Source organism: Thermococcus sp. EP1, from assembly GCF_001317345.1.
In the GTDB taxonomy this organism is placed as follows: domain Archaea; phylum Methanobacteriota_B; class Thermococci; order Thermococcales; family Thermococcaceae; genus Thermococcus_A.
On record NZ_JXCG01000001.1, the window covers coordinates 101540 to 125325 of the forward strand.

Below are 23786 nucleotides of genomic sequence, written 5' to 3' on the forward strand. Positions count from 1 at the left end.
ATGAGAACCATGGAGAAGATTTCAAAAGTAATTGAAGAATTTAACAGATTACATGGAAACGAGGCACATGCAAAGCTAAAAGAGATTAAAGGTGAAGAAGTTATAATCGAGTTTGAAGGCTCATTCTGCAAGACTTGTGGGCTTTTTGACTACTTTGAGGATATAAAATGGGAAGCGATGGAATTTGGGATAATTGTAGAACCAATTGAAATTTTAGAACTTGAAGAAAAATTTGAAACAGGAAAATATTCCGTAAAATACAAAGTTCAAACAAGAGACACCAAAGAATAAACAAAAACCATGAGAAATATCAGGCCAGACAAATACACTACCCCATGAGGGATGTGCAAATGGAAATTCACTTCTTTTTTCTTCACTTTAAGGTACATGAGGGTTGGAAGTATCCCAGCATAAATTACTCCTCCAAAGGTTCCTGCAAGCCATAGAGCATTTACAAAGCTTTTAAGACCAGCAAAATATATTGCCAAAGGCGGTGCGACTGCTAAGAGCCATGAACTTATCTTACTGCACCCAAGCATTTCCCTAATGTTATCCATCTGAGAAAGTGCTATTCCTATATAACTTGTACATATGGCTGCTAAGGGCAATAATAGGCCAAGCCACCTACCTAAAGAACCATAAAGACCTTCAAGTACTTTTGTTGCTAGCTCAGGAGTCTCAGGCCCAAATGCACCAATAAAAGCCAAGATGAAAAGAGCATAGAGTATCATTGGAGTGAGATACCCTACAAAAACTGCTTTTGTTGTAATTCTGACATCTTTAAGCCCCTTCAGAAGCTCAGGGATTACCATATGGCTAACGTAGGCAAATAGTGCTACTCCTACTCCACGTAGAGCAGCGGAGGAGTTTGCATACTTTATATTTTCTGGAGAAATGTTCCCAAAGACAAGCACTATTGAAATGACAATGGCAGAAAGAAGAACTCCATTGAGAATTAATTCGGCCTCTCCAGAAGTCTTAAGGCCCATAAATACAATTAAACTCATTACTATCCAGAATATCACCGCAACAATTTCTGCCCTAATTCCAAGTAACGAAGAGAGTATATCCGCACTCCCTGCTATGTATGCTATAAGAGCCCCATAAGCTAAGATTGAGATGCTCATGAACATTAGAATCCCACCAAATTTTCCGAGATGCTCTTCGGTAAGCTTTGAAAGACTTTTTCCTTCACTCTTAGAGGCAACTTCCAAAACAAATAATGCAGTTAGAAGTGTTAAAAGGCCCGTAAGAATTATCACAATAACTCCCAATATCGGTCCAGCCTCTCTTAGAGCATATGGCAAACCCAAAACACCAGCTCCAATTTGAGTCCCTATTAGTATTGCGCTTGCTTCAGCAAGTGTCAGCCTCTTCATGCTCCCACCACTGGTGAAAAAAGTTTCACAAATATAAAAGTCTTGCTATATGTAAAAAAGAGTCCTCTAAAAGACAAGTAAATGCACCAAAGGACACTTAAATACATTTAACAATAAAAGCAGAATAAAGGTGATTTAAGCATATATCATCGAAATTCTCTTAGTTCTAAAGACTTTCAAAAGGTTAAGGGAGGAAGATACATGTAGGGTCCTCCAGAAGAATTTTATACTTAAACTAACTAAATCTCTATGGTGGAAAAATGAGAATGGTGCTGATAGATGGGGAGCACTATCCCGATGTAACTGCATGGGCCATTAAAAAGCTTGGAAATGTTTCCTGTGCAGTGTTCTTAGGGGGTACTGAGAAGATAGGAGATATTAAATCCCTAGAAAAAGAGATAGGGGTTAAACTTTATCATGAGGATAATTACCTATCAGCAATTAAGAAAGCGATTAGAGAGAATATAATCGAAGAAGTCATAGACCTGAGCGATGAACCTGTTGTAAATTATGAAGACAGATTTAGGATAGCTGCCCTTTTATTGAAACTTGGCATTAAATATAAGGGTGCAGACTTTGAGTTCTTCCCCAAGAAATTAAAGAGGATGAACAAACCTACGCTCACAATCCTTGGAACTGGAAAAAGAGTAGGAAAAACCGCTGTAAGCGGATTTGTTGCAAGAACCCTTAAGGAGATTGCAAAACCTATAATCGTAACAATGGGACGAGGAGGGCCAGAAGAACCAGAGATAATAGAAGGAGACAAGCTTGAGATAACTCCTGAGTTTCTCATTAAAATAACTGAATCAGGAAGACACGCAGCATCAGACCACTTTGAAGATGCTTTAACAGCAAGAGTGTTAACAATAGGATGCAGAAGATGTGGTGGAGGAATGGCAGGTTTTAGCTTCTTTGACATAGTTGACAAAGGTATAAAGCTAGCCGAAGAACTCGAAGGGGACATAGTCATACTTGAAGGTAGTGGAGCAACTTTTCCAGCAGTGAAAGCCGATAAATACATCACTGTTGTCGGAGCACCACAAAAACTTGAGTTCATTAAGAGCTATTTTGGCCCATTTAGAGTGGCACTGGCAGATTTGATTATAGTGACTCTTGCAGACATGATAAATGAAGAAAAACTTAGAGTCCTCAAGAAACTCCTAAGTGAAATAAACCCAGAAGCCGATATCCATTTAACCGCATTCAAACCAAGGCCGTTGGGAGAAGTAGCAGGAAAAAAGGCAATTCTCATTATGACAGCACCTTCAGAAGGTCTAGAAAAAGCAGCTAAACACTTGGAAGAATCCTATAATGTAGAGATCATTGGTAAAAGCCATAATTTAGCCAACAGACCAAAGTTAAAGGAAGATTTGAAACGTTTTAGTAATTATGATACAGTTCTTGTAGAACTAAAAGCTGCTGCCGTGGACGTTGTCACAAGAGAAGCCCTCAAACAGGGGAAAGAGGTTATATATCTCGATAACGAACCAATTAATATAGATGGAAAAGATTTGAGGGACTCTGTGTTGAAGATAGGGCGAGACCTCAAGGGGGTTCAAAGATGATAATCGTAATCGATCCTGAAAAAAAGACAAAAATCCCTTTTTCCAGAGGAATCCTCACTAGATCTATAACTTCCACCGGTGTTGATGTTGGTATAGCTTATTCTATAGCTGCTGAGATAGTAAAGGATCTGGAGAGAAGAAAGGTAAAACTGATAACAAAAGATGAAATCAGAGAGATAGCGTATAAAAAGCTTCTAGAGCACGGTCTAAAGGATGCCGCAAGAAAATACCTCTTTTGGCACGAACTTAGAAAGCTAAAGTACCCAATGATAATACTTCTTGGCGGAGCAACGGGAGTTGGAAAATCCACACTTGCAACCGAGCTAGCATTTAGACTAGGAATAAGAACCGTGATAGGCACGGATACCGTTAGAGAAGTTATGAGAAAAATGATTAGCAGAGACCTCCTTCCTGCAATCCATACTTCCTCATTTTTAGCTTGGAGAGAACTTAGAAATGTACCAAGAGATGTAAATCCCCTTATTTATGGATTTGAAAGCCAGGTAAGATACATAAGCGTTGGAATTAACGCAGTCATAGAACGTTCATATAACGAAGGATTCAACACGATAATAGAGGGAATTCACCTCGTCCCGGGGTATCTAACACTTAACGAAAGAAGTTTTATGTACATGATAACTGTAAGAAGTCTTGAAGCTCTTGAAGCAAGATTTTACGAAAGAGCACGTTACAGCCTTCGACCTGCCGAATACTATGTGAAAAATATCGAAGATATTATCCACATTCAAGACTACTTAGTCAAAAAAGCGAAAGAACATGGAGTCCCCATAATAGAGAATATTGAGCTCGAAGAATCCATAAACACTATAATGACCCATCTAATGAAAGAGATACCCAAACGACTTAAGGAAAGAGGGATTAAATTAGAAATCTAACAACAAAAATCCTTTTATCTTTAAACAAATATTATTTTCATAGATCCCATTATGGTGATTCAGATGGATGAAAATGCCCCAATAAAGGTTTACATGACTAAAAAGTTGATAGGGGTAAGGCCAGATAATACCATCCAAGAGGCCTGTAAGATAATGGTAGAATTTGATATTGGCTCTCTAGTTGTCATAGACCAACATGAAAAGGTTATAGGATTTTTTACAAAGAGTGACATTATAAGAAGAGTTATCGTTCCAGGTTTGGCTTATACGACCCCCGTAACGGAGATCATGACAAAGGATTTAATTACGGTAGATGCAAACACTCCACTAAAAGAAGTATTGAAAATAATGGCAGCAAAGAGAATAAAACACATGCTCATTAAAGAAGAAGGGAAAGTTGTTGGTATTTTTACCCTCAGCGATCTTCTTGAAGCCAGTAGAAGAAAACTCGAAACAGCGATCTCGGTAGAGTGATAAACATGATCAAGATAGCCCACATAAGCGACACTCACATAACAAGCGGGGAAGCTTACAAAGGATACGCCTATGATTTAATAGTTAATGAAGTAAATGCACTAGATTACGACCTGGTTGTTCACACGGGCGATGTTACGAACGAGGGATTAAGAGAAGAATACGAACGAGCGAGTTATGAGTTAAAAAAGATACAAAAACGCCTTATAGTGCTACCTGGCAATCATGATGCTAGAAATGTTGGATATGAGCTCTTCCAAAAGTATATTGGTGCATTGAATGGTGTATATGAGTGGAAAGATTTAGTCATAATATGGGTAGATTCAACAATTCCGGATTTGAATAATGGGAGAGTAGGAGGATACAAATTCCAATGGCTTAAGGAAAAGCTCGAGGAATACTCACACAAGAAGTTTAAAATAGTCGCTTCCCATCATCATCTTATCCCACTTCCCGATACTGGGAGAGAACGAAACGTTCTTTTTAATGCGGGTGATGTCTTAGATCTGCTCCTTAAACACGAGATTAACCTCTACATTTGTGGACACAAACATGTCCCTAACATCTATAGGGTAGAGGGTCTTGTAGTGGCAAACTCCGGATGTACCTCCTGTAGAAAAACTAGAAAAGGGGATGTAAACAGTTATAATATAATTAAAATAAGAGAAGATGGCAAAATTTCTGTAGCGATAAAAAGAGTGACTGGAGATATTCATAAGAGAGAGTTTAAGATAAAGAAACAACGAATTTTCATACCAAAGAGAAAAAGATTATTTAGGATTATTCAAATGAGTGAAAGCAATGTCTCAGATAGAGTCTACTTTAGAGAGAGAGTCTTCAAAAATGCTATACGGGCCATTAATGAGAGATATAAGCCAGATCTGGTAATCCACTGTGGAGATATGGTGGATGTTGGTATCGAAAGATATTATTCAAAAGCTCACGAACTCTGGGAGAAGATAAAGCCCGAGAAACTTCTAGTCCCCGGACATAATGACATAACCCATTTAGGTTACGAGTTATTTAGGGAGTACTTTGAAGAACCAAAAATCCTGGAAAAGGACAATTTTGTCTTTATTCCTATTATATCAGCCCAATACGAGACGCCTATAGGGGTCGTTGGAAGAATAGGGCAAAAAATCCTTAGAGAACACCTGAGAGAATACGAAGAAAAGTTCAGAGTTGTTATCATGCACCACAACATAACACCGATACCAAAAAGCAGAGAAATAGGGTTTTTAGAAGATGGCGGAAATGTCCTGAAGATCCTTACTGAGGAAAATACAAACTTGGTCCTTACAGGCCACGGAGGAAATAGTCTAGGAATAAAAGTCGAAGAAACACCAATAATAAACGCCGGTTCAATAAGCTGGGAGTTACATAGAAACCCCTTTGGTAACTCTTTCAATATAATAGACATCTACGAGGACATGGTAGCGGCCTTTGAGATCCAAGCTACCTGGGGATCCAGAAAACTCTTAGGTCTATGGAAAATAAAAACAAAAGTACCATGGGATTAACCGAAGAAGGCACCCATCATATCCATCTGCTCTTCACTGAACCCCTTGACCTTAAATTCTGGCATCTTATCAATGAGCTCTTCATATTTTTCTTCATCAATTTTCTCTGCTTTTCCATCTTTTACATAGAATACTCGCATATTGGTCTCTGACTTGTAAACAACTAGGAACTCACTTGTTTCGATGTTCTCAAAACTTACAAATATTGCATTTCCACCAGTATAGGGCTTCTTGCACTTGAACGGAAAGCTTGCTGAATTGAGCATGGCATCCCCAAGAGCAAAATTTGCCTTTTTGCCATTTATCTCAGTCCAAAAAGGCGTGCCCTCAAAGTCTCCCTCCACAACTACGAGGGTTTTTTGTCCATCGAATTCTATAACCGGAGCACCTTTTTTCTCAAGTATATCAAAAAGCCCTTCAATCGTCTCAGCATTTTTCAAACTTGCAACAAATCCTTCAACTTTCATCTCAAAGCCTCCATTTTTCTTTACAAGCGAAATAAACAAAAGGCTTTATAATTATTCCTCTTCTTCTATAAACTCGCCTTCCTCACCCTTTTCATTGGAAAGTTCTCTCAAACGGTCAATACCAGAACCAACTGCTATGAGTATATCTCCTTCTTCAATAACTTCATCCTTGGAAGGGTTGTAAATATAGCGGCTACCTCTTTTTATGGCAATCAACTTGACTCCGACCTTTGTAGGAAGTTTAAGCTGTTTTAAGGCTTTTCCAATCAATATTGATCCTCTGTTAACCTTTACCCTGCCTATCTCTTCGTCAACATCATGCATTATTTTTCTTATTACTGGATGTGGTTCAACATCCCTAAGTACTAGGTCTGATATTTCATAAGCAGAGTCTGATATCTGTTCATTTATATTTGCCATTTCTATTATACTCAAAAGTTTTTCAGGGTCTTCTTCATACTTGGCAGCCTTTAAAGCCAACTTCTTAACCTTCAATGTAAGCTCATCCATTCTCTCCTCAAGAATATAAACCTCATCAGCAATGTCCTCGCTATTATACATAACTGATGAAAATGCAAGATCGACCATAAGAGAGGAAAGATTTTTCATCTCTATAAGACAGTCTCTAATCTCTTCAAGTTCTTTCATCACCAATCACCCTAATAATTCCTCTCGCAATCTCCTTAAGATGTTCTACCGATGTGTGAGTTCCCCTTCCAATAAGCACGTCATTTGGTTTTATCTTAAACTCTTTATCAGGAGCAAATATCCACCTCTTCCCTCTTTTAACAGCTATTACCCAAACTCCAGTGTTAGTTGCAAGATCAAGTTCTCCTAGAGTTTTTCCTACAAGAATCGAGTCAGGAGAAACTACTATCTTAGTTATAACCTCCTCACTCTCCATAATCGCTTCTGTAATAACGGGATGAAGAGCAACGCCTTCCAAGACCATTTTGGCTAAATCCCCAGCGGCATTGGAAATATCTTCTATTGAATTAGCCATTTGTAAAACAGAGGTTATCTGTTCTGCTTCCTTTGGATTTCTTGCAGCTAAAACTGCATGAGTCATCAAGTGATAATTTAGGAGATCCATTCTTTCCTCGAGGTCCAGCACTTCTTCGGCTATCTCTTTATCTCCAAAGAGAATTGCTGTATAAGCAAGGTCAACCATGAGTTCAACAATGTTTTTCATCTCTATGAAGATTTCTTTAACACTTTTGGGTTGATATTCAAATTCCTCGAATTCTTCCATCTACCAATCCCACCTGTTCTTATCTCATATTCCATTTTCTTTTAAGGTTTTCCTCCCTCTAGACAATTAAATGAGCAACTCCTACAGTAAAAAGGGTTGAAAAGATATCCGCCAGAGTAGTGATAGTAGGAACAGTGGCATTATCGGGATCCAAGCCCAATTTATCAAAACTTATTGCAAGGAAGTATCCTATAAACATATTAATCAAAACTAACAACGGATAGAAAGCTATAAATGGAAATACGAGTCCTACATCCTTTCCTAAACTGAGCCTTACTACCAAAATTCCTACAAGATTCATTAGAAAGGCTATGAAAAAGCTTGTAATGAAATACACAAAGATATCTAATAATGAATCTTTGTTAAAAAGCCCTTCTATCTCGCCAAGATGAAGTTTTGTAGACGTTTTTGCCCCAATAATCGATCCATAGTTTCCTGCAGTCCCAAGTATTGCCGGATACATAACGCTAAATATAACTGATGCATATATAACTTCACTATAAGCTTCAAGTAAACCACCAGAAACACTTGACAGTAATGCCAAGCCTCCTATTACCCCCAGAATTTCTCTAACCATCCTCTTTTCTTCCTTCTTAAGTTTAAGGACAAATAACATGAAAATCAGAAATACAATTCCCACTATCACTAAACTATCGAAAATTAATGGAAATTCTTCATAAAGTAAGATAAACAGTACTAAAAATGGCATTGTAACAAGATCTCCTGCTGAGGTTACCAGAGGAGCTGCAACTGTATCAGGGTCAATGCCTTTTTTAAATGGTATGACCGTGGCAGCTGCTGTAGCATATCCCATTATCAGGCTCACGAAGATAGTAGAAGTTACCACTATTAAAAGCACCACAATCCCAGATGTAGTTTCTTGGACTTTGAGAACGCCTACAAACCACAGAATAAGTACTGGAAGGAGGGATAGTAATATACTTAAGAAAATATTTTTTACAACATTCCTATCCTTCAAATGAGGTTCCATTTCACCAAGGTGCAACATTGTAGTAAATCGAGAGGCCATTGCACCAAAAATGTTTCCTCTTAATCCCATAAGACCAGGGAGAATCACAAAAATTATTGGATAACTCAACATGATTTTTTCAAAGAACCTACCCAGAAAAGCCCCTGCAAAGAAGTCCATAAATAAACATGTTACCAAAGCTGGAATAGCCCCCATCCAAGCATCTCTGAACCTCTCTGAGAGATTTCTCCCAAGGACTACTTGGAGGTTTCTCATACTCGTCACCTCTCATCTTTGCTCCCTCCCTGCTATTCACGTCTACTCTGCCAAGTAAATCTCCAAAAAATCCTATAAAAAGGTTTTGGTAACTCTAACTCATGAAAAGGCCCATGAAAAGAAAGGAATAAAAGACAAAAGGCTTATTCAAACTGGAACGGTGATATATAATCACCATATTTTTCTTTCGCCTCAAGTAGTCTCTGTCTTTCCTCCTCAAGGATTTTAAAGAGGTCTTCTGGTATATTACCTATCTCTTTGTAAATCTTTTCAATTCTCTCGATTTTTGCTAAAAACTCTGGCACTCTTATAGTAAACTGACGTTCATAATCTTCTCTCCGATATTCCTTGTTAAGAACTTCTTTAAAGAGCTTCTTCAAGTCTTCATACTTAGGAATGTATCCAACGGGAGTCTTTATTGCATCTACATCCCCATGAACTCTAAGCTCCATCCACTTAAGCCATACTGCCTTGTCAAGTTTGTGATTAAGCCAGTTGCCATTTTCATCCCTTAAGAAATAATTCACAGCAAATATCTTGGGTTTAATCCTCAATTTTTTCTCGAACTCAAGGTAGTTCTTTAGGTAGTCTCCGATATGAACACTCAAGAAGTCAAGGATTGCCATTGGATTAAATGCCCTAACCCCTTCCTTACCAAGTGTTGCTGCTGTTGTTTCACTTTCCAAAGCAGCACCCATTGTTATGACACCATGAGCCCAGTCAAAGGACTCCCTTACAGGAGGCCATGTATCTGCATCCCTTCCTCCAAAGATCATGCCACCAACTCTAACACCACACGGAGCTTCCAAAGCCTCTAAATCAGCGTTTGGAAAAGCTTCCAAGCTTACAGTAAAGCGAGCGTTCTTGTGACTTGGTGGGATCTCATTACCCTCTGGGTCTTTCTTTCCTCTCCACCATTTACCACTATGATTTTCTCCTTCATCGGGTATTGGTATACCCATCTCATTCCAGTAAGGTTTTCCATCTTTAACGAGTACATTAGAGAAAATTATCTCGTTCGATGAGTGAAGAACTTCCCAAATTATTGGGTCATCTTCCTGATTAACTCCTTGAATTATTCCAAAAACACCCTTCTCGACGTTTGCACCTCTTGCTTCTCCTTTCATGTCCACTATGAATGCTAAATCATCCCCCACTATGTTCTCCCATGAGATCATAGCAGTTGAAGTTTTACCACACATTGATGGATATGCTCCAGTAAAGTAAGTCCTTCTCCCATTAGGACCATTTACACGCATTAAGAACATGTGTTCACTTAACCAGCCCTCTTCAACAGCCCTCTTTATTGTTAAACGAAAAGCAAGCTTCTTTAAGCCTATAGTATTTCCACCATACTGTGTGTTTGCAGAATAAACAGTCTCACCCTCAAGATCTATGTAAACCCTTCTTTTATCTATGTTCTTACTGGTCTTCCTCTCATCGAGTTCTCCTGCCGAGTGTACAAACTTTAGGAATTTAGCTTCCCTTCCCAAGCGCCTAAACTCTTCATAACCCTTTCTGTAAAGTATAAACTCACTATGGGCAACGTAAGCAGAATCTGTAAGTTGAACCGCCGGAATGGTAAAAACTGAATTTCTAGGCCCAAGAACAAAGAAACACACAAAGAGCTCTTTACCCTTTGCGATATCTTTCATTATCTCATGTATTTCTCTAAGGCCCTCTTCTCTATCCATGGTATTTATAAAAGGTATCTCCACACCCTTAGGGACCAAGATTTTAGTTCTAGCTTTGTCCCTTGCCTGATCATAATAACCATCGTAGTGAACGGTATGACCTTCCATAACAAGGGAATTTTCTTCCCCATATTCAAGGGCCTTTCTCCTTATGTACGCTTCATCTTCTTTTGAATCAGTGCAAACAAAGACTTTTGCAGGATTTAAGAGCTCAATGTATTTTGCCAAAAATTCATGAAGCTCAGGATTGTCAATCACTCTAATTTTTTCAAACTGTTCTGGTTCGAGCCTTTCCTTTAGATAATCCATGGGGTCCATTTACACCACCGTAAAAGTTTTACATTCGAAAATTAAAAAGGTTTCTCAAAAATCGCGGTATAACGTACCAAAAATTATATTAACTGGGACTCCTCAATTCTTATGGTGCAAAAAGTATGCAAGCAGTGATTTTAGCGGGCGGAAAAGGCACAAGACTGCTTCCTTTGACAGTTTACCGCCCCAAACCCATGATCCCATTTTTCAATAAACCTATGATGGAATACGTAGTAAAGGCGCTAACAAATGCTGGAGTGGAAGAGATCTTCGTACTCGTAGGTTACCTCAAAAAACGGATCACAAATTATTTCGGAGATGGTAGCGATTTCGGAGTTGAAATGCATTATTCAAATGGAGAAAATATAAAACTCGGAACTGCAGGTGCCACAAAAAAAGTTGTAAACAAAATAGAGGATACTTTCATCATTGCCTCGAGTGACGTGCTAACCAACATTAACATAAATGCCCTTTATGAGTATCATAAAAGAAAAAAGGCCCTAGCTACCATTGCTTTATCTCGTGTTGAAGATCCCAGCCAATATGGGATTGCTATCGTAGATTCCGAGAACAGAATACTGAGATTCAAAGAAAAACCCAAACCCGAAGAGGCTTTTAGTAATTTGGTAAATGCAGGTATCTACGTTTTTGAACCAGAAGCTTTTGATTTAGTTCCCAAAGGAGAAAACTTCGATTTTTCTCTGAATCTATTTCCAAAGATGCTGGAAGAAAACCTCCCTCTTTACGGGTTTCCCTTTGAGGAATACTGGAACGACGTAGGAAGGCCATCAAGCTACCTCCAAGCAACAGCAGACGTTTTTCTAGGAAGACTTAAGCTCTCCCAAGTAAGAACAGAATCACTTAAAGGAAATCTAGAATATGGTGGGCCGCTCTACAGCGGAATAAGATGTCAAATAAGACGACCAGAGGTAAGAGGATTTGCAGTTTTAGGAGACAATGTTAAAATAGGGAGAAACGTTAAAATAGAACGTTCAGTTATATTCTCAAATGTGACTATAGAAGAGGGAGCAGAGATTTATGAAGCAATCATAGGAGAAAACGTTCATATTGGAAAAGGTGTAATTATTGAAAGTGGGAGTGTCGTTGGCGATAACTCTGTGATTGAAGAATTCACAAAGATTGGAGCCAATGTAAAAATTTGGGCCGAATCAAGAATTGGAAAAGAAAGTATAGTACTCCCTGATTGAGGTGGTTGTGATGGAAATTTATAGGTCTGAGGAATTCAACCCAGAAGAACTTGCCCTGCTCGGAAGGGCCATTGGAACAGTCGCCCAAGGGACTATAATAGTGGGAAGAGACGGAAGAGCAATTTCAAGATATGGAAAAAGGGCCTTAGTGGTCGGAATAGTAAGTACAGGTTCAGCTACAATGGATGTAAGGCTAATTCCCCTCATAGTTCTCAAAGACTTTGCTCATAAACGTGGCCTACCCCTTGTATATATTTATTACTACAATGGAGTGAGAGTTGAGATTAGTGGATTCGACCCCGACGAGATAAATGCTTTATTGAAGACAAAGAAGTTTATAGAGGCGCACCCCAATGATATCGGAGCTACCGTTTATTACCCAAATGCCTTGGACGATTTTCTCCAAGACATCTTCAAGCACTACAACTTCACTGTAGAAGGAAAAGCCTTAATCGATTGTATGAATACTCCTGCAGTACTTTTATTTCCCCAGCTAAGTGAACACTTAAGATTTGAAACAGAACTCCTTAATGATATGATGACCAGCTACTTACCACCTAAACCAAAAGAAGTTTATTTACAAAAACTTAAAAAAGGAGATTACGCTTTTGGACTTCGTTTCCGTCCCGATGGATATGTAGAGTTTCATAAGGATGGGGAAGAAAAAGAATTCGGAAGTATGTGGAGACTACTAGATCACATGAAGAAAGTCCTTTAATATGGAAATCAGTCGGAGGTGCACTCATGGGGATATTTATAGTCCTAGAAGGCATAGATGGCGCTGGAAAATCAACACAAGCCAAAATGCTTGCAAAATGGTTTGAAGAGAGAGGATATGATGTTGTACTTACAAAAGAGCCAACTGACACAGCCTTTGGTAAGTTAATCCGACGTTTGGTATTAACAGGAGGGAAAGAGGGTATAATTGATGGTGCTAGAATAAGTAAAGAAGCTGAGGCTCTGCTTTTTGCTGCTGATAGAGCAGAGCATGTTAAAAAACTCATAGAACCTGCATTAAATGCCGGGAAAGTTGTTATTTCGGATAGATATTTCTACTCATCCCTTGCTTATCAATGGGCAAGAGGTCTGGACCTAAATTGGCTTATCAACTTGAATGGGTTTGCTCCACGTGCTGACCTCGTTATACTACTAGACTTACCCGTTAAGGAGAGCATAAAGAGAATAAATGGAAGAAGCATAAGGTCTGAATTCGATAAAATCGTAGAACTACAAAAGAAAGTCAGAGAGAACTATTTGAAACTTGCAGAGAAGTTTAATGAGATAAGGATAATCAATGCCCTTGCTCCTGTAGAGGACATCCACAATGACATCACCGCCCTTGTAGAGCACGAACTCTTTGAAAACTCAAAAGGATAAACCCAAAATCCCAAACCTTTTAACTCCCTTTTCTTTAAAATAATTGGCCGATGACGAACGTTAGCCACTCTGATGAGATGAAGAAAAGAGGGTTAGCTGAGGCCTTTCTAGATTGTGTTACTCCAACATCCCGATTCTTGTGAATTACAAGATTTCAGAAAGAAGAAGGTAATCTGCATTCATGTCTCTTTATGCTCATCAAAGATGTATTTGTGCTTTCTTGTGCCCAAACTTGCTTAACTGCACTTTCTCGGAAAGCTTATATAGACTTTTACCGATAGGAAAGTCGGTGATTGTAAAAATGCTTGATTATTTCTTCACTCCAAAAAGCATAGCAGTGCTTGGAGCATCAAATGACCCACTCAAGCTCGGTTATGAGATCTTCAAGAACCTTAAGGACTATGGAGGGAAAGTATATCCCATCAATATAAAAGAAGAAACTGTTCAGGGAGTCAAAGCTTACAAGAATGTCAAAGACATTCCAGAAGACGTTGATTTAGCAGTTATAGTTGTTCCAAGGAGATTCGTCAAGCAAGCACTCATTGATTGCGGCGAGAAAGGTGTTAAAGGAGCCATCATAATTACGGCCGGTTTTGGAGAAATGGGTGAAGAGGGTAAAAGAGAAGAAAGAGAACTTGTAGAGATAGCACACAAATATGGAATGAGAATAATTGGGCCCAACTGTGTCGGTGTAATGGACACTCACAGCAACATGAACGCCACATTTATCATGAAGGCAAAAAAAGGAAGTGTGGCCTTTGTTTCCCAGAGTGGTGCTTTAGGAGCTGGAATAGTCTACAAGACTATTAAAGAAGATATTGGGTTCTCAAAGTTTATAAGCGTTGGAAATATGGCTGACGTTGATTTCGCAGATTTGATGGAATATTTAGCCGAAGATAATAATAGTAAGGCAATAGCCCTTTATATCGAAGGAATAAAGAATGGAAAACGGTTTATGGAGATAGCAAAGAAGGTAAGTAAAAAGAAACCAATAATAGCCTTAAAAGCTGGAAAAAGTGAAAGTGGAGCAAGAGCAGCGTCTTCCCACACTGGTTCACTTGCAGGAAGTTATGCTATCTACGAGGCTGCCTTTACCCAGAGCGGAGTTCTCGTAGCTGAAACCATAGATGACCTACTTAGTATGGCAAGGGCCTTTACTCAGCCTCTACCAAAGGGTAAGAAAGTAGCAATAATGACCAACGCTGGTGGTCCTGGAGTCCTAACTGCTGATCAGCTCGATAAACGTGGACTTAAGCTGGCCAATTTGAAAGAAGAAACAATGGAAAAGCTTAGGGAATTTTTACCCCCAATGGCAGCTGTTAAAAATCCCGTTGACATGATAGCAAGTGCAAGAGGAGAAGATTATTATAAAACAGCCAAACTTCTTTTAGAAGATGAGAATGTCGATATGCTCGTGGCAATTTGTGTTGTTCCAACTTTTGCTGGAATGACCCCCACAGAACATGCAGAAGGCATAGTAAGAGCTGTAAAAGAAGTCAACAATGGAAAACCTGTTTTAGCACTCTTTATGGCTGGATACGTTAGTGAGAAAGCCAAAGAACTCCTAGAAAAGGAGGGTATTCCAGCATATGAAAGACCAGAAGATGTTGGTTCCGCAGCATATGCTTTAGCTGCCTTTGCAGAGAGAAATTTGGAGGTGTAATTAATGGCTAAGGTTAGTGATATAGTCTTATGGGATAAACCTGGAGAAAGAGTTCTCCTTTTAGGAAACCAAGCAATAGCCAGGGGTGCCTTGGAAGCTAACATAGCAGTCTATGCTGCTTATCCTGGAACTCCAAGTTCCGAACTTACAGACACCATGGCAATTGTAAGCAAAAAGGCAGGCGTTTACATGGAATATTCCACAAACGAAAAAGTGGCCTTCGAAACGGCCCTAGCTGCAGCATGGAGCGGCCTTAGAGCCATGACAGCAATGAAGCACGTTGGATTAAACGTAGCTGCCGATACTTTCATGAGTGCCGTTGGAATGGGTGTTGAAGGTGGATTCGTTATAATGGTTGCTGATGATCCAAGTATGTGGTCCTCTCAGAACGAGCAAGACACTAGGGTTTATGCCAAATTCGCAAATGTTCCTGTTCTTGAGCCAATAAGTCCCCATGAGGCTAAAGAAATGACAAAGTACGCCTTTGAACTCAGTGAAAAGTTCAAACACTTTGTGATTTTAAGAACAACTACAAGAACCTCCCACGCGAGGGGAGATGTAGTTTTAGGAGAGCTTCCAGAGGAGATAAAACAAGGAAAGAGAAAGTTCGGCAAGTTTAAGAAAGATTCAAGTAGGTTTGTTGATGTCCCTTCAAATGCAAGGAAGTTTCACCCACAAATCCTCGAAAAAATTGAAAAGATCAGAGAAGAATTAAACAACTGCCCATTCAACTGGATAGAGGGTAAAGAAGACGCTAAGATCGGTATAATAGCCCCAGGATTGAGCTATGCGTATGTAAAAGAGGCCTTAGCATGGTTAGGAATCGAAGATGTAAAGATTCTCAAACTAGGAACACCATTCCCCGTCCCTTACGGTCTTCTTGAGAAGTTCTTTGAAGGATTAGAGAGAGTATTAATAGTCGAAGAACTCGAACCAGTTGTAGAAGAACAAGTGAAAACATGGGCCTTTGATAAAAAGCTCAACATAGAAATAAAGGGCAAAGAGCTTGTCCCGAGAATTTATGAAATGACCACTAGAAGAGCTGTAACAGCTATAGCAAAATTCCTTGGCCTTGAAACACCAATAAACTTTGAGGAACTCGATGAAAAATATGAAAAGGTCAAGCCATTGCTCCCACCAAGGCCACCCTCACTCTGTCCAGCGTGTCCACACAGAAACAGCTTCTACGCAATAAAGAAAGCAACAGGAGGAAAAGCAATATATCCAAGTGATATTGGATGTTATACCCTTGGTCTCCTGCCTCCTCTTAAGACTGTTGATACCACAGTTGCAATGGGTGCTTCAATTGGAATAGCTCACGGATTAAGCATAGCACAAAATGGAAGCTTAAGCGAAGAACAACAAGGTCCAGAAAAGCAGGTAGTAGTGGCCACTATTGGAGACTCAACGTTCTATCACACAGGACTACCAGCGTTAGCAAATGCCATATACAACCGCTCTAATGTGCTTATTGTAGTCCTTGACAACCTTGTCACGGCAATGACTGGTGACCAGCCAAACCCAAGTACGGGAGAAACTCCACATGGTATGGGTAAAAGGATACCAATTGAAGATGTCGCAAAGGCTATGGGTGCTGACTTTGTTGCTGTCGTTGACCCATACGACATCAAAGCAACTTATGAGACTGTGAAGAAGGCCATTGAAGTTGAAGGAGTTAGCGTTATAGTTTCAAGACAAGTTTGTGCCTTACATAGGATCGGCCAAATGAGAAGAAGAGGCGAGAAATGGCCAATTTACTACGTAAACGAGGACAAGTGTACTGGTTGTAGGATATGTATCAATGCTTATGGATGTCCAGCAATTTACTGGGACGAAGAGAAGAGACAAGCAAGAGTTGAACCAACAATGTGCTGGGGATGTGGAGGTTGTGCCCAAGTGTGCCCGTTTGGGGCTTTTGAGCCTATGAAGGAGGGAGAACAATGAAGGAGTACAACATTGTCATCACAGGAGTTGGTGGCCAAGGAGTATTAACGGCGGCCAACATTCTTGGATGGGCTGCACTCCATGCAGGCTATAAAGTGAGACTTGGTGAAGTTCACGGAATGAGCCAAAGATTCGGAAGTGTCATAAGCTATGTGCGCTTTGGTGAAGACGTTTATGGTTCCATGGTTCCCGAAGGAAAAGCCGATGTTATGCTATCTTTTGAGCCTGTAGAAGCACTTAGATACGTGAATTATCTTAAAGAAGGCGGAATGATAGTTGTAAACACAAAACCCATAGTCCCCGTGCAAGTTTCAATGGGAATGGCAAGCTATCCAAGCCTTGAAGAGATAAGAAAAGTCTTCGAGAAAGACTTCAAAGCAAAATGGATTGGATTTAACGCGGAAGAGCTTGCAGAACAAGCAGGACATGTTGTCACAACAAATACGGTATTAATAGGAGCCTTAACTCAGATACCTGAGTTCCCACTTGATGCAGAACATGTTAGAGAAGTCATAAAGATCAGCGTCCCCCCTAAAGCCGTAGACATAAACATGAAGGCCTTTGACCTTGGAATAAAAGCTGCAAAAGAGATATTAGAGCTTTAGGTTCTTTCTTTATACTTTGTATTTTTCACCTTTTCTAAAAAAGTGGAAGAATATCCCCAGCAATCTTAGACCTCCAATCTTTTAACCGCCCAATTATAAAGCACTACCGCAATTATGAGGGTGCCGAGTGTTGCCAGACTCAACCACAGGACATCGGGCATTATCTCACTTGCAGGCCTGTGATAAATCTCCAAAAGACGGAAGTCCTTTAAAGCTCTGCCAAGTGGAAAGTAATTTGCTATAGGTCTCGCCCATTTTGGAAGAACACTTTCTGGAACAACTATACCAGCTAAAAATAGTAACGGCATTGATATAAAATTCACCACAGCTGTTGTAGATTTTATGCTCCTAGTCCCCATTGCTATCGCTAAACCAAGGCTCATAGAGAAAAGGGACGCGATGAATATTATGATCCAGCCAAGAGCACTCGGCACTATAGTTTCGCCAAACACAAATTTAGCATAGGCCAGTCCCACAATTATGCTGATCATTATAACTAAAAATGTGGAGAGCATCTTTCCCATCAGAAAGTCCCATGCGGTAGCAGGTGAAGCGGCTATTCTTCTGAGTGTGCCCTTCTCAATTTCTTCCAATGTGCCGGCTCCTACGGTAAGCATTGTAGCAAATAGGAATTGAATCCCTATAAAACTCGTTACATAGAATTGTATCGGCGTCGCTGTTTTGCCTTCTACCTCTTTCTCTTCTATCACAATAGGCTCAGCACTCGCGAGCATGTACTCCCTAATCATCTCTGTGGTGAGATTATACTCTGCGATAAGCCCTTTTGGAAGATAGGACTCCATATATTCGAGTTGCATCTCAAGGTTTCTGCGCTTCATCTCTTTTTCCATCTCTCCAAAAAAGCCTTTAACAACACCGCTTACTATTTGATAGTCTTGGGGATCACTCTTATCAAAGTAGAGGTAAACTCTCGCCTGCCTTCCACTCGTGAGGTTTGTCCCAAACCCTTTGGGAAAAATTACAACGGCATCTATTTTTCCGCTTTTGAGGGCTTCAACAGCACTGTTTTCGTCTTCAAACTCGAGTACGTTGAAGAGGTTTGTCTCCTCAAGTGTTACGTTTCTCATTATCTCAATTATATCATAAGCTGTAAATGGAGCACTTTCGTTTGTGTAAACAACTCCAACATCCACAGTAATCGGTGGGCTTTCACCGCCCCACATTGTTCCAAATAGGGTAATCCACATGAGCGGAAATATGAATATCCAAAAGAGGGCCATCTTTTCTCTGCGGAGCTCTTTTAAATCCTTTAGGATTATGCCCTTAATGACCCTAAACTTCATCCAACGCCCTCCCTGTTAGTTTTAAAAAGACATCTTCCAGAGTCGGCTCCTCCACCTTAATGGCCTTTATCTCACTTCCAGCAGAGATTAAAAGCTCAACAATCTTCGGTAAAGCTTCCTTTGAATTCCTCACATGAATTCGAAGAGTCCCACTTTTCTCAATAAGCCTTGGGAATACCTCTCTAATCCCTTCGACTCCTTTTAGAATACCCTCTACCTGAATAATGCTTTCCTCTCCTATTAGGGCTTTCAGTTCATCCGCTGTACCGACAGCCACGACTCTTCCTTCGTTCATTATCGCTATCCTATCAGCTAGTGCCTCGGCCTCCTCCATATAATGTGTGGCAAGGAGTATTGTTTTGCCCTCGGCCTTAAAGCCTTTTATAAGATCCCAGAGCTGTCTTCTTGACGGAACATCTAGACCTGTTGAAGGCTCATCCAAAATCAGGATTTTGGGCTCATATAAAAGTGAGATAGCTAAGTTTAAGCGCCGCTTAAATCCTCCACTCAACTCCTTAGCTTTCTTTTTGGCTGGTAGATCAAAACGTTCAATGAGTTCTTTGATCCTTTCTTTAGGTGCATCATAGAGATCTGCATAGAAAGCAAGGTTTTCCTCAACGGTCAGCAGATCATAAGAAATACTTTCCTGAGGAACATAACCTATTAAACGCGCTGTTTTCTTACTTAACTTCTCTCCAAATACCCCAATCTCCCCACTGTCAAACTTCAGCCCTTCTGTCAAAATCCTTATGAGTGTTGTTTTACCAGCACCATTGGGCCCAAGAAGGGCAAATATTTCACCTTCCTCAATTTCTAAGTTTATCCCTTTCAACGCTAAAAAATTTCCGTAACTTTTCATTAGATTTTTGATTTTAATAGCCGACATCAATGCACCCAATACTCCAACAACTAATAGATATTTAAAGATTATCTTTTATCTTTTAAGAAATAGAAAGTACTTGTTATTGACGTTTTGACTCATATTCCTTAATATTCTGCAAAAGCCCACAAGGGGATTCTACTGGTGTGAAATAAACGAAAATATTATTACTACCGATCGTTAAATTATATGTTAGGTGCGCTTCCATGAAGATAGTTATTTATGATGGTGCTAATACTATTGGGGGTTCCAAGATCCATGTTGAAGAAGGCGATAACGGCCTCTTTCTTGATTTCGGGATGAATTTTGCAAAGTATTCCCTATACTACGAAGAATTCATAAGTGAACGAACTGCAAGAGGAATTTACGACCTCTGGCATCTCAACCTAATACCAAAACTTAACATTTATCGAAGGGATTTAATTCCCAGAGACCTTATAAATGAAGTTCCCCGATATCCAAAAGTCCCAACCAGTGCAGTCCTCATAAGCCATGCTCATCTGGATCACGTGGGGAATGTTGCTCTTCTTGACGAGAGCATTCCCATAGTTGGCTCCCCAACAACAATCGCAATTCTCAAAGCATTAAATGACACTTCCAGTGGAGGCAGTCACTTTGGAATGGAGATTCCCTATTACAAAGTAAAAAAGAACAAGGATTCGGAGGGATATATCCTCGAAGCAGATAGAAATTCCCATTACCCCTCAAGAAAAGTTATCCTCTCTGAGGATATATCTTCTTTTCATGACTTCCTCTTTTACAGACCCGGGCAAGAGTCATCCAGAGCCAAGAAAATCATTCCAAATGACGTGAAAACTCTTGATGAGGAAGATTTGGGCTTTGAGATTAAAGCTTTCACTGTGGATCACTCAATTTATGGTGCCACAGCATACATAATTGAAGGAGACATCAGTTTAGCCTACACTGGTGATTTTAGACTTCACGGAAAAAATGGCAACAAAACAAGGAAATTCATCAAGGAGGCAAAAAATGCAAGCGTCTTAATTACTGAAGGAACAAGGGTTGGGAGAGAAGAGCATGAGAACGTTTCCGAGCAAGAAGTTTATAAAAACGCCCTGAAAATTGTTGAAGAGGCCAAAGGTTTTGTAATAGCAGACTTTTCGGCGAGGAATTTTGAGAGACTTGAAAGCTTTAAAGAAATTGCAGAGAAAACGGGGAGAGAGTTAATAGTCACAGCGAAAGATGCTTACTTTTTACACGCTCTAATAGTCACAGCGAAAGATGCTTAGAGTTCTTTTTACACGCTCTGAAAATGGTTGACGGTGTTGATCGACTTAAAGGCTTGAGGATCTATGGGAACTTCAAAGCCAGTCAGCAAAAATGGGAAGAGCTTGTAGTCTGGAGCAACTATGCCGAGTATTACGTTTCTCCCTTTGAGATTAGGGAGAATCAAGAAAACTACATCCTCTGCTTCTCGTTCTATGACATGCCCCATCTGCTTGACATAATGCCCGATGGCGGGACTTACATCTACTCTTCAAGTGAGGCCTTTGGAGAGGAGCAGGAGTTCAGCTTTTTAAGACTCTGGAACTGGCTGCAATATTTTGGCTTTGAAGTCCATGGATTCAGAATAGATGGATATGGAAAACCAATCTTTGAGAAAGGTTTGCATGCCTCGGGACATGTTTCAAAAGAAGAATTGAGAAAAGTCATTGATGATATTGATCCAGATTATATTATTCCAGTCCATACTGAGAATCCAATGTGGTTTAAGAATAAGTGGGATGAAAAGACTGTTGTTTTGAGAAATGGAAAAAGCTGGGAGGTTTAAAGGATGGGGAAACCTCCAGAACGGGATGTATCTCGGATTATTGAATACATCCGTGATTGTGTAGAACATCCAGAAAACCATCCAGAGCATTGGGAAGATTGGCTTAGGGCCGGACGAAGAAGGTTTCTCCTTTTGAATATCATCTACTACATCCAGCACGTTCAGGGGAAAGAGGAAGGAGTTACCAAAGAAGACCTTGAGAGATTCATGAGAGAGCTATACTATGTTAACAGAGAGATGTTTTCAAACATAATAAAGCCCTGGAAGTCTTTGGATGATACTCTAAAGGAGCTTTTGGAGCAGAGATTGATTGTTCAGGTTTCAGAAGGAGCGTATCTAGTGAATAAAGAGAGGATACGGGATGAGAAGGATTTGATTTATTGGGGAGGGATAAAAGGAACATTAGATAAGGTTAGTATGGAAATTTCGAAACTTTAATGTTTTTTAATTTTCCAAAATACTTATTAATTTTAGAACTTAGTAACTCTTTGGTGTGGTTTAGTGAGTATTATGTGCATTGAGAAGGGGAGTGAAGATGAGAGAAAACTAGACCTTCCCTTCCGAATAGGGAGTATTGGAAGTAATTATTGGGCTTTTCTACGGACTAATGAAAATCAAGAACATGAAATAATACTCTTCGAATGGAAGAAGTACGAGATAGAAGCCAGTGAGGCTAAAGTCACTATCCCAGACCTAGAAGATATTAAAGAGAGCAAAATTCATGAAAACACTTTTACATTCACGTTCAAAAACTACATTGGAAGGTCAAAGCTCATTATTGAAGACTCTAATAGAAAGAAACAAGAATTTCCAATTATTGTGCTCTCCGAGAAATTTGGAAAGATCACCATTGAAACCCGGGAAGTTATAGATCTCAAGAAAATAACAGACATCAAAGGGAGGAAAGAAGCCATAGGAAAACTAATTGAAAGGTTTAACAAACTAACTCAGAAGCTTACTGACGACATAACAAGAATTTCCTCTTCACTTAACTTCTCAATAAGATCCCCTACAGCATTTACTGTTTACGAAAGTGATCAACCAATGAACGAGCTTTTCGCTTACCATTACCTCCGCTCAAATAAAGAACGCATTATAGAAGCATTTGAGACTGTAATAAGACGAATTAAGAGAAACCTAATTATTAATGAGGAACTACTCGAATTCTATGAAGTAGACGATATAAGTCCCGAAACCCTTGTGTCACTCACCCAACATCCCGAATATATTATACCTACTGGAGAAGATATTCCCGTGGCGAAATATTTAGATGGTTATGTTCCTACCAAAGTTTTTGGCTTTAGAAAGTACGAGAGTTTCGACACTCCCGAAAATCGTTTTGTTAAGCACTTCTTGAAACTCCTTATTGAATGGGCCGAAAAAGTAATCAATACATTTAAAGGAAAAGTGACTGTTGAACCTATTAGTGAAGTCCTTGGTGAGCTTGAGTTCATAATGAGCGATGGAATATGGGATGAAATCGGTGAGATGACACTTTTCCCATACACTTCACAGACTCTTCTCAAAGGAGATGGCTATAAGGAGCTTTTGGAACTATATCGCGAATTTACTTCGTACGTGCCGTTCTTTGATGACCTTCAGAGGGTAATAGACAACAAGGACATTGCTAAGCTCTATGAGTACTGGACCTTCTTTAGGCTCGTGGAGGAGCTTGGGAAAATATTCGGTAAAAAAGAACTCAAGATAACTATTGAACCCACAGGAGAACTATTGGAAAAGGAAGGAAAAGTTTATGCCAAGTTCGACAATGGTTGGCGTCTGTACTACAACAAAAGGCTCACATTAAGAAAATGGAGCTACTCTGTAACGCTGAGGCCAGATTTCTCACTCTTTAACGATGATCCATCAAAGAAAAGTACAAAACTAATCGGAGTTTTTGATGCAAAGTTCAAGCTTGATATTGTAGATACAGAACAAGAGAGAAAAGATTTTGATATTGAGAGTGAAGAAGCAGAAAAAAGCGAAAACCACACAGCTCGGGCAAAGACGGGGGATATTTACAAAATGCACACCTACAGAGACGCTTTGGGATGCAGGTTTGCAGTGGTAGTTTATCCGGGGGAAGGGAGTATATTTTTTGATGTGAAGAATGGTAAAATCACAAAGCCTTCATTGGATGAAATATTGATAGGATATGTTGAAGGAGTTGGATATCTGAGTTTCAAGCCTGAACGAAGGTGATGGGTG

The 23786-nt window shown here is 39.7% G+C and carries 23 protein-coding genes; 15 read left to right on the top strand and 8 right to left on the bottom strand.

Annotated elements, in window-relative coordinates; all coding sequences use genetic code 11:
* Positions 1-9 precede the first annotated feature (9 nt).
* Positions 10-291, top strand: coding sequence for a hypothetical protein (locus EP1X_RS00505; protein ID WP_172672587.1), 282 nt, complete (start codon positions 10-12; stop codon positions 289-291).
* Here EP1X_RS00505 and EP1X_RS00510 read toward each other — a convergent pair.
* Entirely contained in the window at positions 267-1379 is a 1113-nt protein-coding gene (locus tag EP1X_RS00510; protein WP_055280798.1) for an aromatic amino acid transport family protein, read from the bottom strand. The genes EP1X_RS00505 and EP1X_RS00510 overlap by 25 nt on opposite strands.
* Positions 1380-1639: 260 nt before the next feature.
* Here EP1X_RS00510 and EP1X_RS00515 point away from each other — a divergent pair, with 260 nt between their 5' ends.
* From EP1X_RS00515 to EP1X_RS00530, 4 genes are all read left to right on the top strand, one after another.
* Positions 1640-2944 (top strand): hypothetical protein, encoded by a 1305-nt coding sequence (locus EP1X_RS00515; RefSeq protein WP_055280799.1) that lies wholly within the window; start codon positions 1640-1642, stop codon positions 2942-2944.
* A complete protein-coding gene (locus tag EP1X_RS00520) occupies positions 2941-3840 on the top strand; it encodes a 2-phosphoglycerate kinase (protein ID WP_055280800.1) in 900 nt (299 codons plus the stop codon). Before EP1X_RS00515 ends, EP1X_RS00520 begins: the two co-directional genes overlap by 4 nt.
* Positions 3841-3903: 63 nt before the next feature.
* A complete protein-coding gene (locus EP1X_RS00525; RefSeq protein WP_055280801.1) occupies positions 3904-4314 on the top strand; it encodes a cyclic nucleotide-binding/CBS domain-containing protein in 411 nt (136 codons plus the stop codon).
* Between the two features lie 5 nt (positions 4315-4319).
* Positions 4320-5834 (top strand): metallophosphoesterase, encoded by a 1515-nt coding sequence (locus EP1X_RS00530; protein WP_172672578.1) that lies wholly within the window; start codon positions 4320-4322, stop codon positions 5832-5834.
* Here the strand turns inward: EP1X_RS00530 and EP1X_RS00535 are convergent.
* The 5 genes from EP1X_RS00535 to EP1X_RS00555 form a co-directional block, all read right to left on the bottom strand.
* The gene (locus EP1X_RS00535; protein ID WP_055280802.1) at positions 5831-6301 is read right to left on the bottom strand and encodes a hypothetical protein; all 471 of its coding nucleotides are present in this window, start codon (positions 6299-6301) and stop codon (positions 5831-5833) included. The two genes, EP1X_RS00530 and EP1X_RS00535, sit on opposite strands and share 4 nt — an antisense overlap.
* A 51-nt stretch (positions 6302-6352) precedes the next feature.
* Positions 6353-6949, bottom strand: coding sequence for a potassium channel family protein (locus tag EP1X_RS00540; protein ID WP_055280803.1), 597 nt, complete (start codon positions 6947-6949; stop codon positions 6353-6355).
* Positions 6936-7553 (bottom strand): potassium channel family protein, encoded by a 618-nt coding sequence (locus EP1X_RS00545; protein WP_055280804.1) that lies wholly within the window; start codon positions 7551-7553, stop codon positions 6936-6938. The genes EP1X_RS00540 and EP1X_RS00545 overlap by 14 nt, the downstream gene beginning before the upstream one ends.
* Positions 7554-7611: 58 nt before the next feature.
* Positions 7612-8799: a magnesium transporter gene (locus EP1X_RS00550; RefSeq protein ID WP_055280805.1), complete on the bottom strand. Its 1188-nt coding sequence runs from the start codon at positions 8797-8799 to the stop codon at positions 7612-7614.
* Positions 8800-8942: 143 nt separating this feature from the next.
* Positions 8943-10811: a phosphoenolpyruvate carboxykinase (GTP) gene (locus EP1X_RS00555; protein ID WP_055280806.1), complete on the bottom strand. Its 1869-nt coding sequence runs from the start codon at positions 10809-10811 to the stop codon at positions 8943-8945.
* Positions 10812-10927: 116 nt separating this feature from the next.
* Here EP1X_RS00555 and EP1X_RS00560 point away from each other — a divergent pair, with 116 nt between their 5' ends.
* The 6 genes from EP1X_RS00560 (at position 10928) to EP1X_RS00585 (ending at position 17602) form a co-directional block, all read left to right on the top strand.
* On the top strand, positions 10928-12013 hold the full coding sequence (locus EP1X_RS00560; protein ID WP_055280807.1) for a sugar phosphate nucleotidyltransferase: 1086 nt from the start codon (positions 10928-10930) through the stop codon (positions 12011-12013).
* Between the two features lie 10 nt (positions 12014-12023).
* Positions 12024-12731: a phospho-sugar mutase gene (locus tag EP1X_RS00565; protein WP_055280808.1), complete on the top strand. Its 708-nt coding sequence runs from the start codon at positions 12024-12026 to the stop codon at positions 12729-12731.
* A 26-nt stretch (positions 12732-12757) separates the two neighbouring features.
* A complete protein-coding gene (gene tmk / locus EP1X_RS00570; protein ID WP_055280809.1) occupies positions 12758-13390 on the top strand; it encodes a dTMP kinase in 633 nt (210 codons plus the stop codon).
* 301 nt (positions 13391-13691) lie between these two features.
* Positions 13692-15053 carry an acetate--CoA ligase alpha subunit gene (gene acs / locus EP1X_RS00575; RefSeq protein ID WP_055280810.1) on the top strand — a complete coding sequence of 454 codons (1362 nt, stop codon included), beginning with the start codon at positions 13692-13694 and terminating at the stop codon, positions 15051-15053.
* Positions 15054-15056: 3 nt separating this feature from the next.
* Positions 15057-16997, top strand: a complete 1941-nt coding sequence (gene iorA, locus EP1X_RS00580; protein WP_055280811.1) for an indolepyruvate ferredoxin oxidoreductase subunit alpha — start codon at positions 15057-15059, stop codon at positions 16995-16997.
* Complete coding sequence (locus tag EP1X_RS00585) at positions 16994-17602, top strand: indolepyruvate oxidoreductase subunit beta (protein ID WP_055280812.1); 609 nt, start codon at positions 16994-16996, stop codon at positions 17600-17602. Before iorA ends, EP1X_RS00585 begins: the two co-directional genes overlap by 4 nt.
* Positions 17603-17667: 65 nt before the next feature.
* On the opposite strand, the gene EP1X_RS00590 is transcribed toward EP1X_RS00585, so the two are convergent.
* The gene (locus tag EP1X_RS00590) at positions 17668-18906 is read right to left on the bottom strand and encodes an ABC transporter permease (RefSeq protein ID WP_055280813.1); all 1239 of its coding nucleotides are present in this window, start codon (positions 18904-18906) and stop codon (positions 17668-17670) included.
* Complete coding sequence (locus EP1X_RS00595; protein WP_172672579.1) at positions 18896-19792, bottom strand: ATP-binding cassette domain-containing protein; 897 nt, start codon at positions 19790-19792, stop codon at positions 18896-18898. The genes EP1X_RS00590 and EP1X_RS00595 overlap by 11 nt, the downstream gene beginning before the upstream one ends.
* 200 nt (positions 19793-19992) lie before the next feature.
* Here EP1X_RS00595 and EP1X_RS00600 point away from each other — a divergent pair, with 200 nt between their 5' ends.
* The 4 genes from EP1X_RS00600 (at position 19993) to EP1X_RS00610 (ending at position 23780) form a co-directional block, all read left to right on the top strand.
* On the top strand, positions 19993-21036 hold the full coding sequence (locus tag EP1X_RS00600) for an MBL fold metallo-hydrolase (protein ID WP_253276520.1): 1044 nt from the start codon (positions 19993-19995) through the stop codon (positions 21034-21036).
* Positions 21037-21059: 23 nt separating this feature from the next.
* Positions 21060-21578 (top strand): MBL fold metallo-hydrolase RNA specificity domain-containing protein, encoded by a 519-nt coding sequence (locus EP1X_RS10190; protein WP_253276521.1) that lies wholly within the window; start codon positions 21060-21062, stop codon positions 21576-21578.
* A 3-nt stretch (positions 21579-21581) separates the two neighbouring features.
* On the top strand, positions 21582-22016 hold the full coding sequence (locus EP1X_RS00605; RefSeq protein ID WP_055280814.1) for a hypothetical protein: 435 nt from the start codon (positions 21582-21584) through the stop codon (positions 22014-22016).
* A gap of 72 nt (positions 22017-22088) precedes the next feature.
* Positions 22089-23780, top strand: a complete 1692-nt coding sequence (locus tag EP1X_RS00610; protein ID WP_055280815.1) for a DUF2357 domain-containing protein — start codon at positions 22089-22091, stop codon at positions 23778-23780.
* The last annotated feature ends 6 nt before the right edge of the window (positions 23781-23786 follow it).

Coding starts and splice junctions, on each gene's coding strand:
- EP1X_RS00600 (WP_253276520.1), top strand. CDS start 19,993: ATGAAGATAGTTATTTATGATGGTGCTAATACTATTGGGGGTTCCAAG.
- EP1X_RS00595 (WP_172672579.1), bottom strand. CDS start 19,792: ATGTCGGCTATTAAAATCAAAAATCTAATGAAAAGTTACGGAAATTTT.
- EP1X_RS00510 (WP_055280798.1), bottom strand. CDS start 1,379: ATGAAGAGGCTGACACTTGCTGAAGCAAGCGCAATACTAATAGGGACT.
- iorA (WP_055280811.1), top strand. CDS start 15,057: ATGGCTAAGGTTAGTGATATAGTCTTATGGGATAAACCTGGAGAAAGA.
- EP1X_RS00550 (WP_055280805.1), bottom strand. CDS start 8,799: ATGAGAAACCTCCAAGTAGTCCTTGGGAGAAATCTCTCAGAGAGGTTC.
- EP1X_RS00515 (WP_055280799.1), top strand. CDS start 1,640: ATGAGAATGGTGCTGATAGATGGGGAGCACTATCCCGATGTAACTGCA.
- EP1X_RS00610 (WP_055280815.1), top strand. CDS start 22,089: ATGTGCATTGAGAAGGGGAGTGAAGATGAGAGAAAACTAGACCTTCCC.
- EP1X_RS00585 (WP_055280812.1), top strand. CDS start 16,994: ATGAAGGAGTACAACATTGTCATCACAGGAGTTGGTGGCCAAGGAGTA.
- EP1X_RS00535 (WP_055280802.1), bottom strand. CDS start 6,301: ATGAAAGTTGAAGGATTTGTTGCAAGTTTGAAAAATGCTGAGACGATT.
- EP1X_RS00540 (WP_055280803.1), bottom strand. CDS start 6,949: ATGAAAGAACTTGAAGAGATTAGAGACTGTCTTATAGAGATGAAAAAT.
- EP1X_RS00505 (WP_172672587.1), top strand. CDS start 10: ATGGAGAAGATTTCAAAAGTAATTGAAGAATTTAACAGATTACATGGA.
- EP1X_RS00605 (WP_055280814.1), top strand. CDS start 21,582: ATGGGGAAACCTCCAGAACGGGATGTATCTCGGATTATTGAATACATC.
- EP1X_RS00520 (WP_055280800.1), top strand. CDS start 2,941: ATGATAATCGTAATCGATCCTGAAAAAAAGACAAAAATCCCTTTTTCC.
- EP1X_RS00530 (WP_172672578.1), top strand. CDS start 4,320: ATGATCAAGATAGCCCACATAAGCGACACTCACATAACAAGCGGGGAA.
- EP1X_RS00545 (WP_055280804.1), bottom strand. CDS start 7,553: ATGGAAGAATTCGAGGAATTTGAATATCAACCCAAAAGTGTTAAAGAA.
- acs (WP_055280810.1), top strand. CDS start 13,692: ATGCTTGATTATTTCTTCACTCCAAAAAGCATAGCAGTGCTTGGAGCA.
- tmk (WP_055280809.1), top strand. CDS start 12,758: ATGGGGATATTTATAGTCCTAGAAGGCATAGATGGCGCTGGAAAATCA.
- EP1X_RS00565 (WP_055280808.1), top strand. CDS start 12,024: ATGGAAATTTATAGGTCTGAGGAATTCAACCCAGAAGAACTTGCCCTG.
- EP1X_RS00590 (WP_055280813.1), bottom strand. CDS start 18,906: ATGAAGTTTAGGGTCATTAAGGGCATAATCCTAAAGGATTTAAAAGAG.
- EP1X_RS00560 (WP_055280807.1), top strand. CDS start 10,928: ATGCAAGCAGTGATTTTAGCGGGCGGAAAAGGCACAAGACTGCTTCCT.
- EP1X_RS00525 (WP_055280801.1), top strand. CDS start 3,904: ATGGATGAAAATGCCCCAATAAAGGTTTACATGACTAAAAAGTTGATA.
- EP1X_RS00555 (WP_055280806.1), bottom strand. CDS start 10,811: ATGGACCCCATGGATTATCTAAAGGAAAGGCTCGAACCAGAACAGTTT.
- EP1X_RS10190 (WP_253276521.1), top strand. CDS start 21,060: ATGGTTGACGGTGTTGATCGACTTAAAGGCTTGAGGATCTATGGGAAC.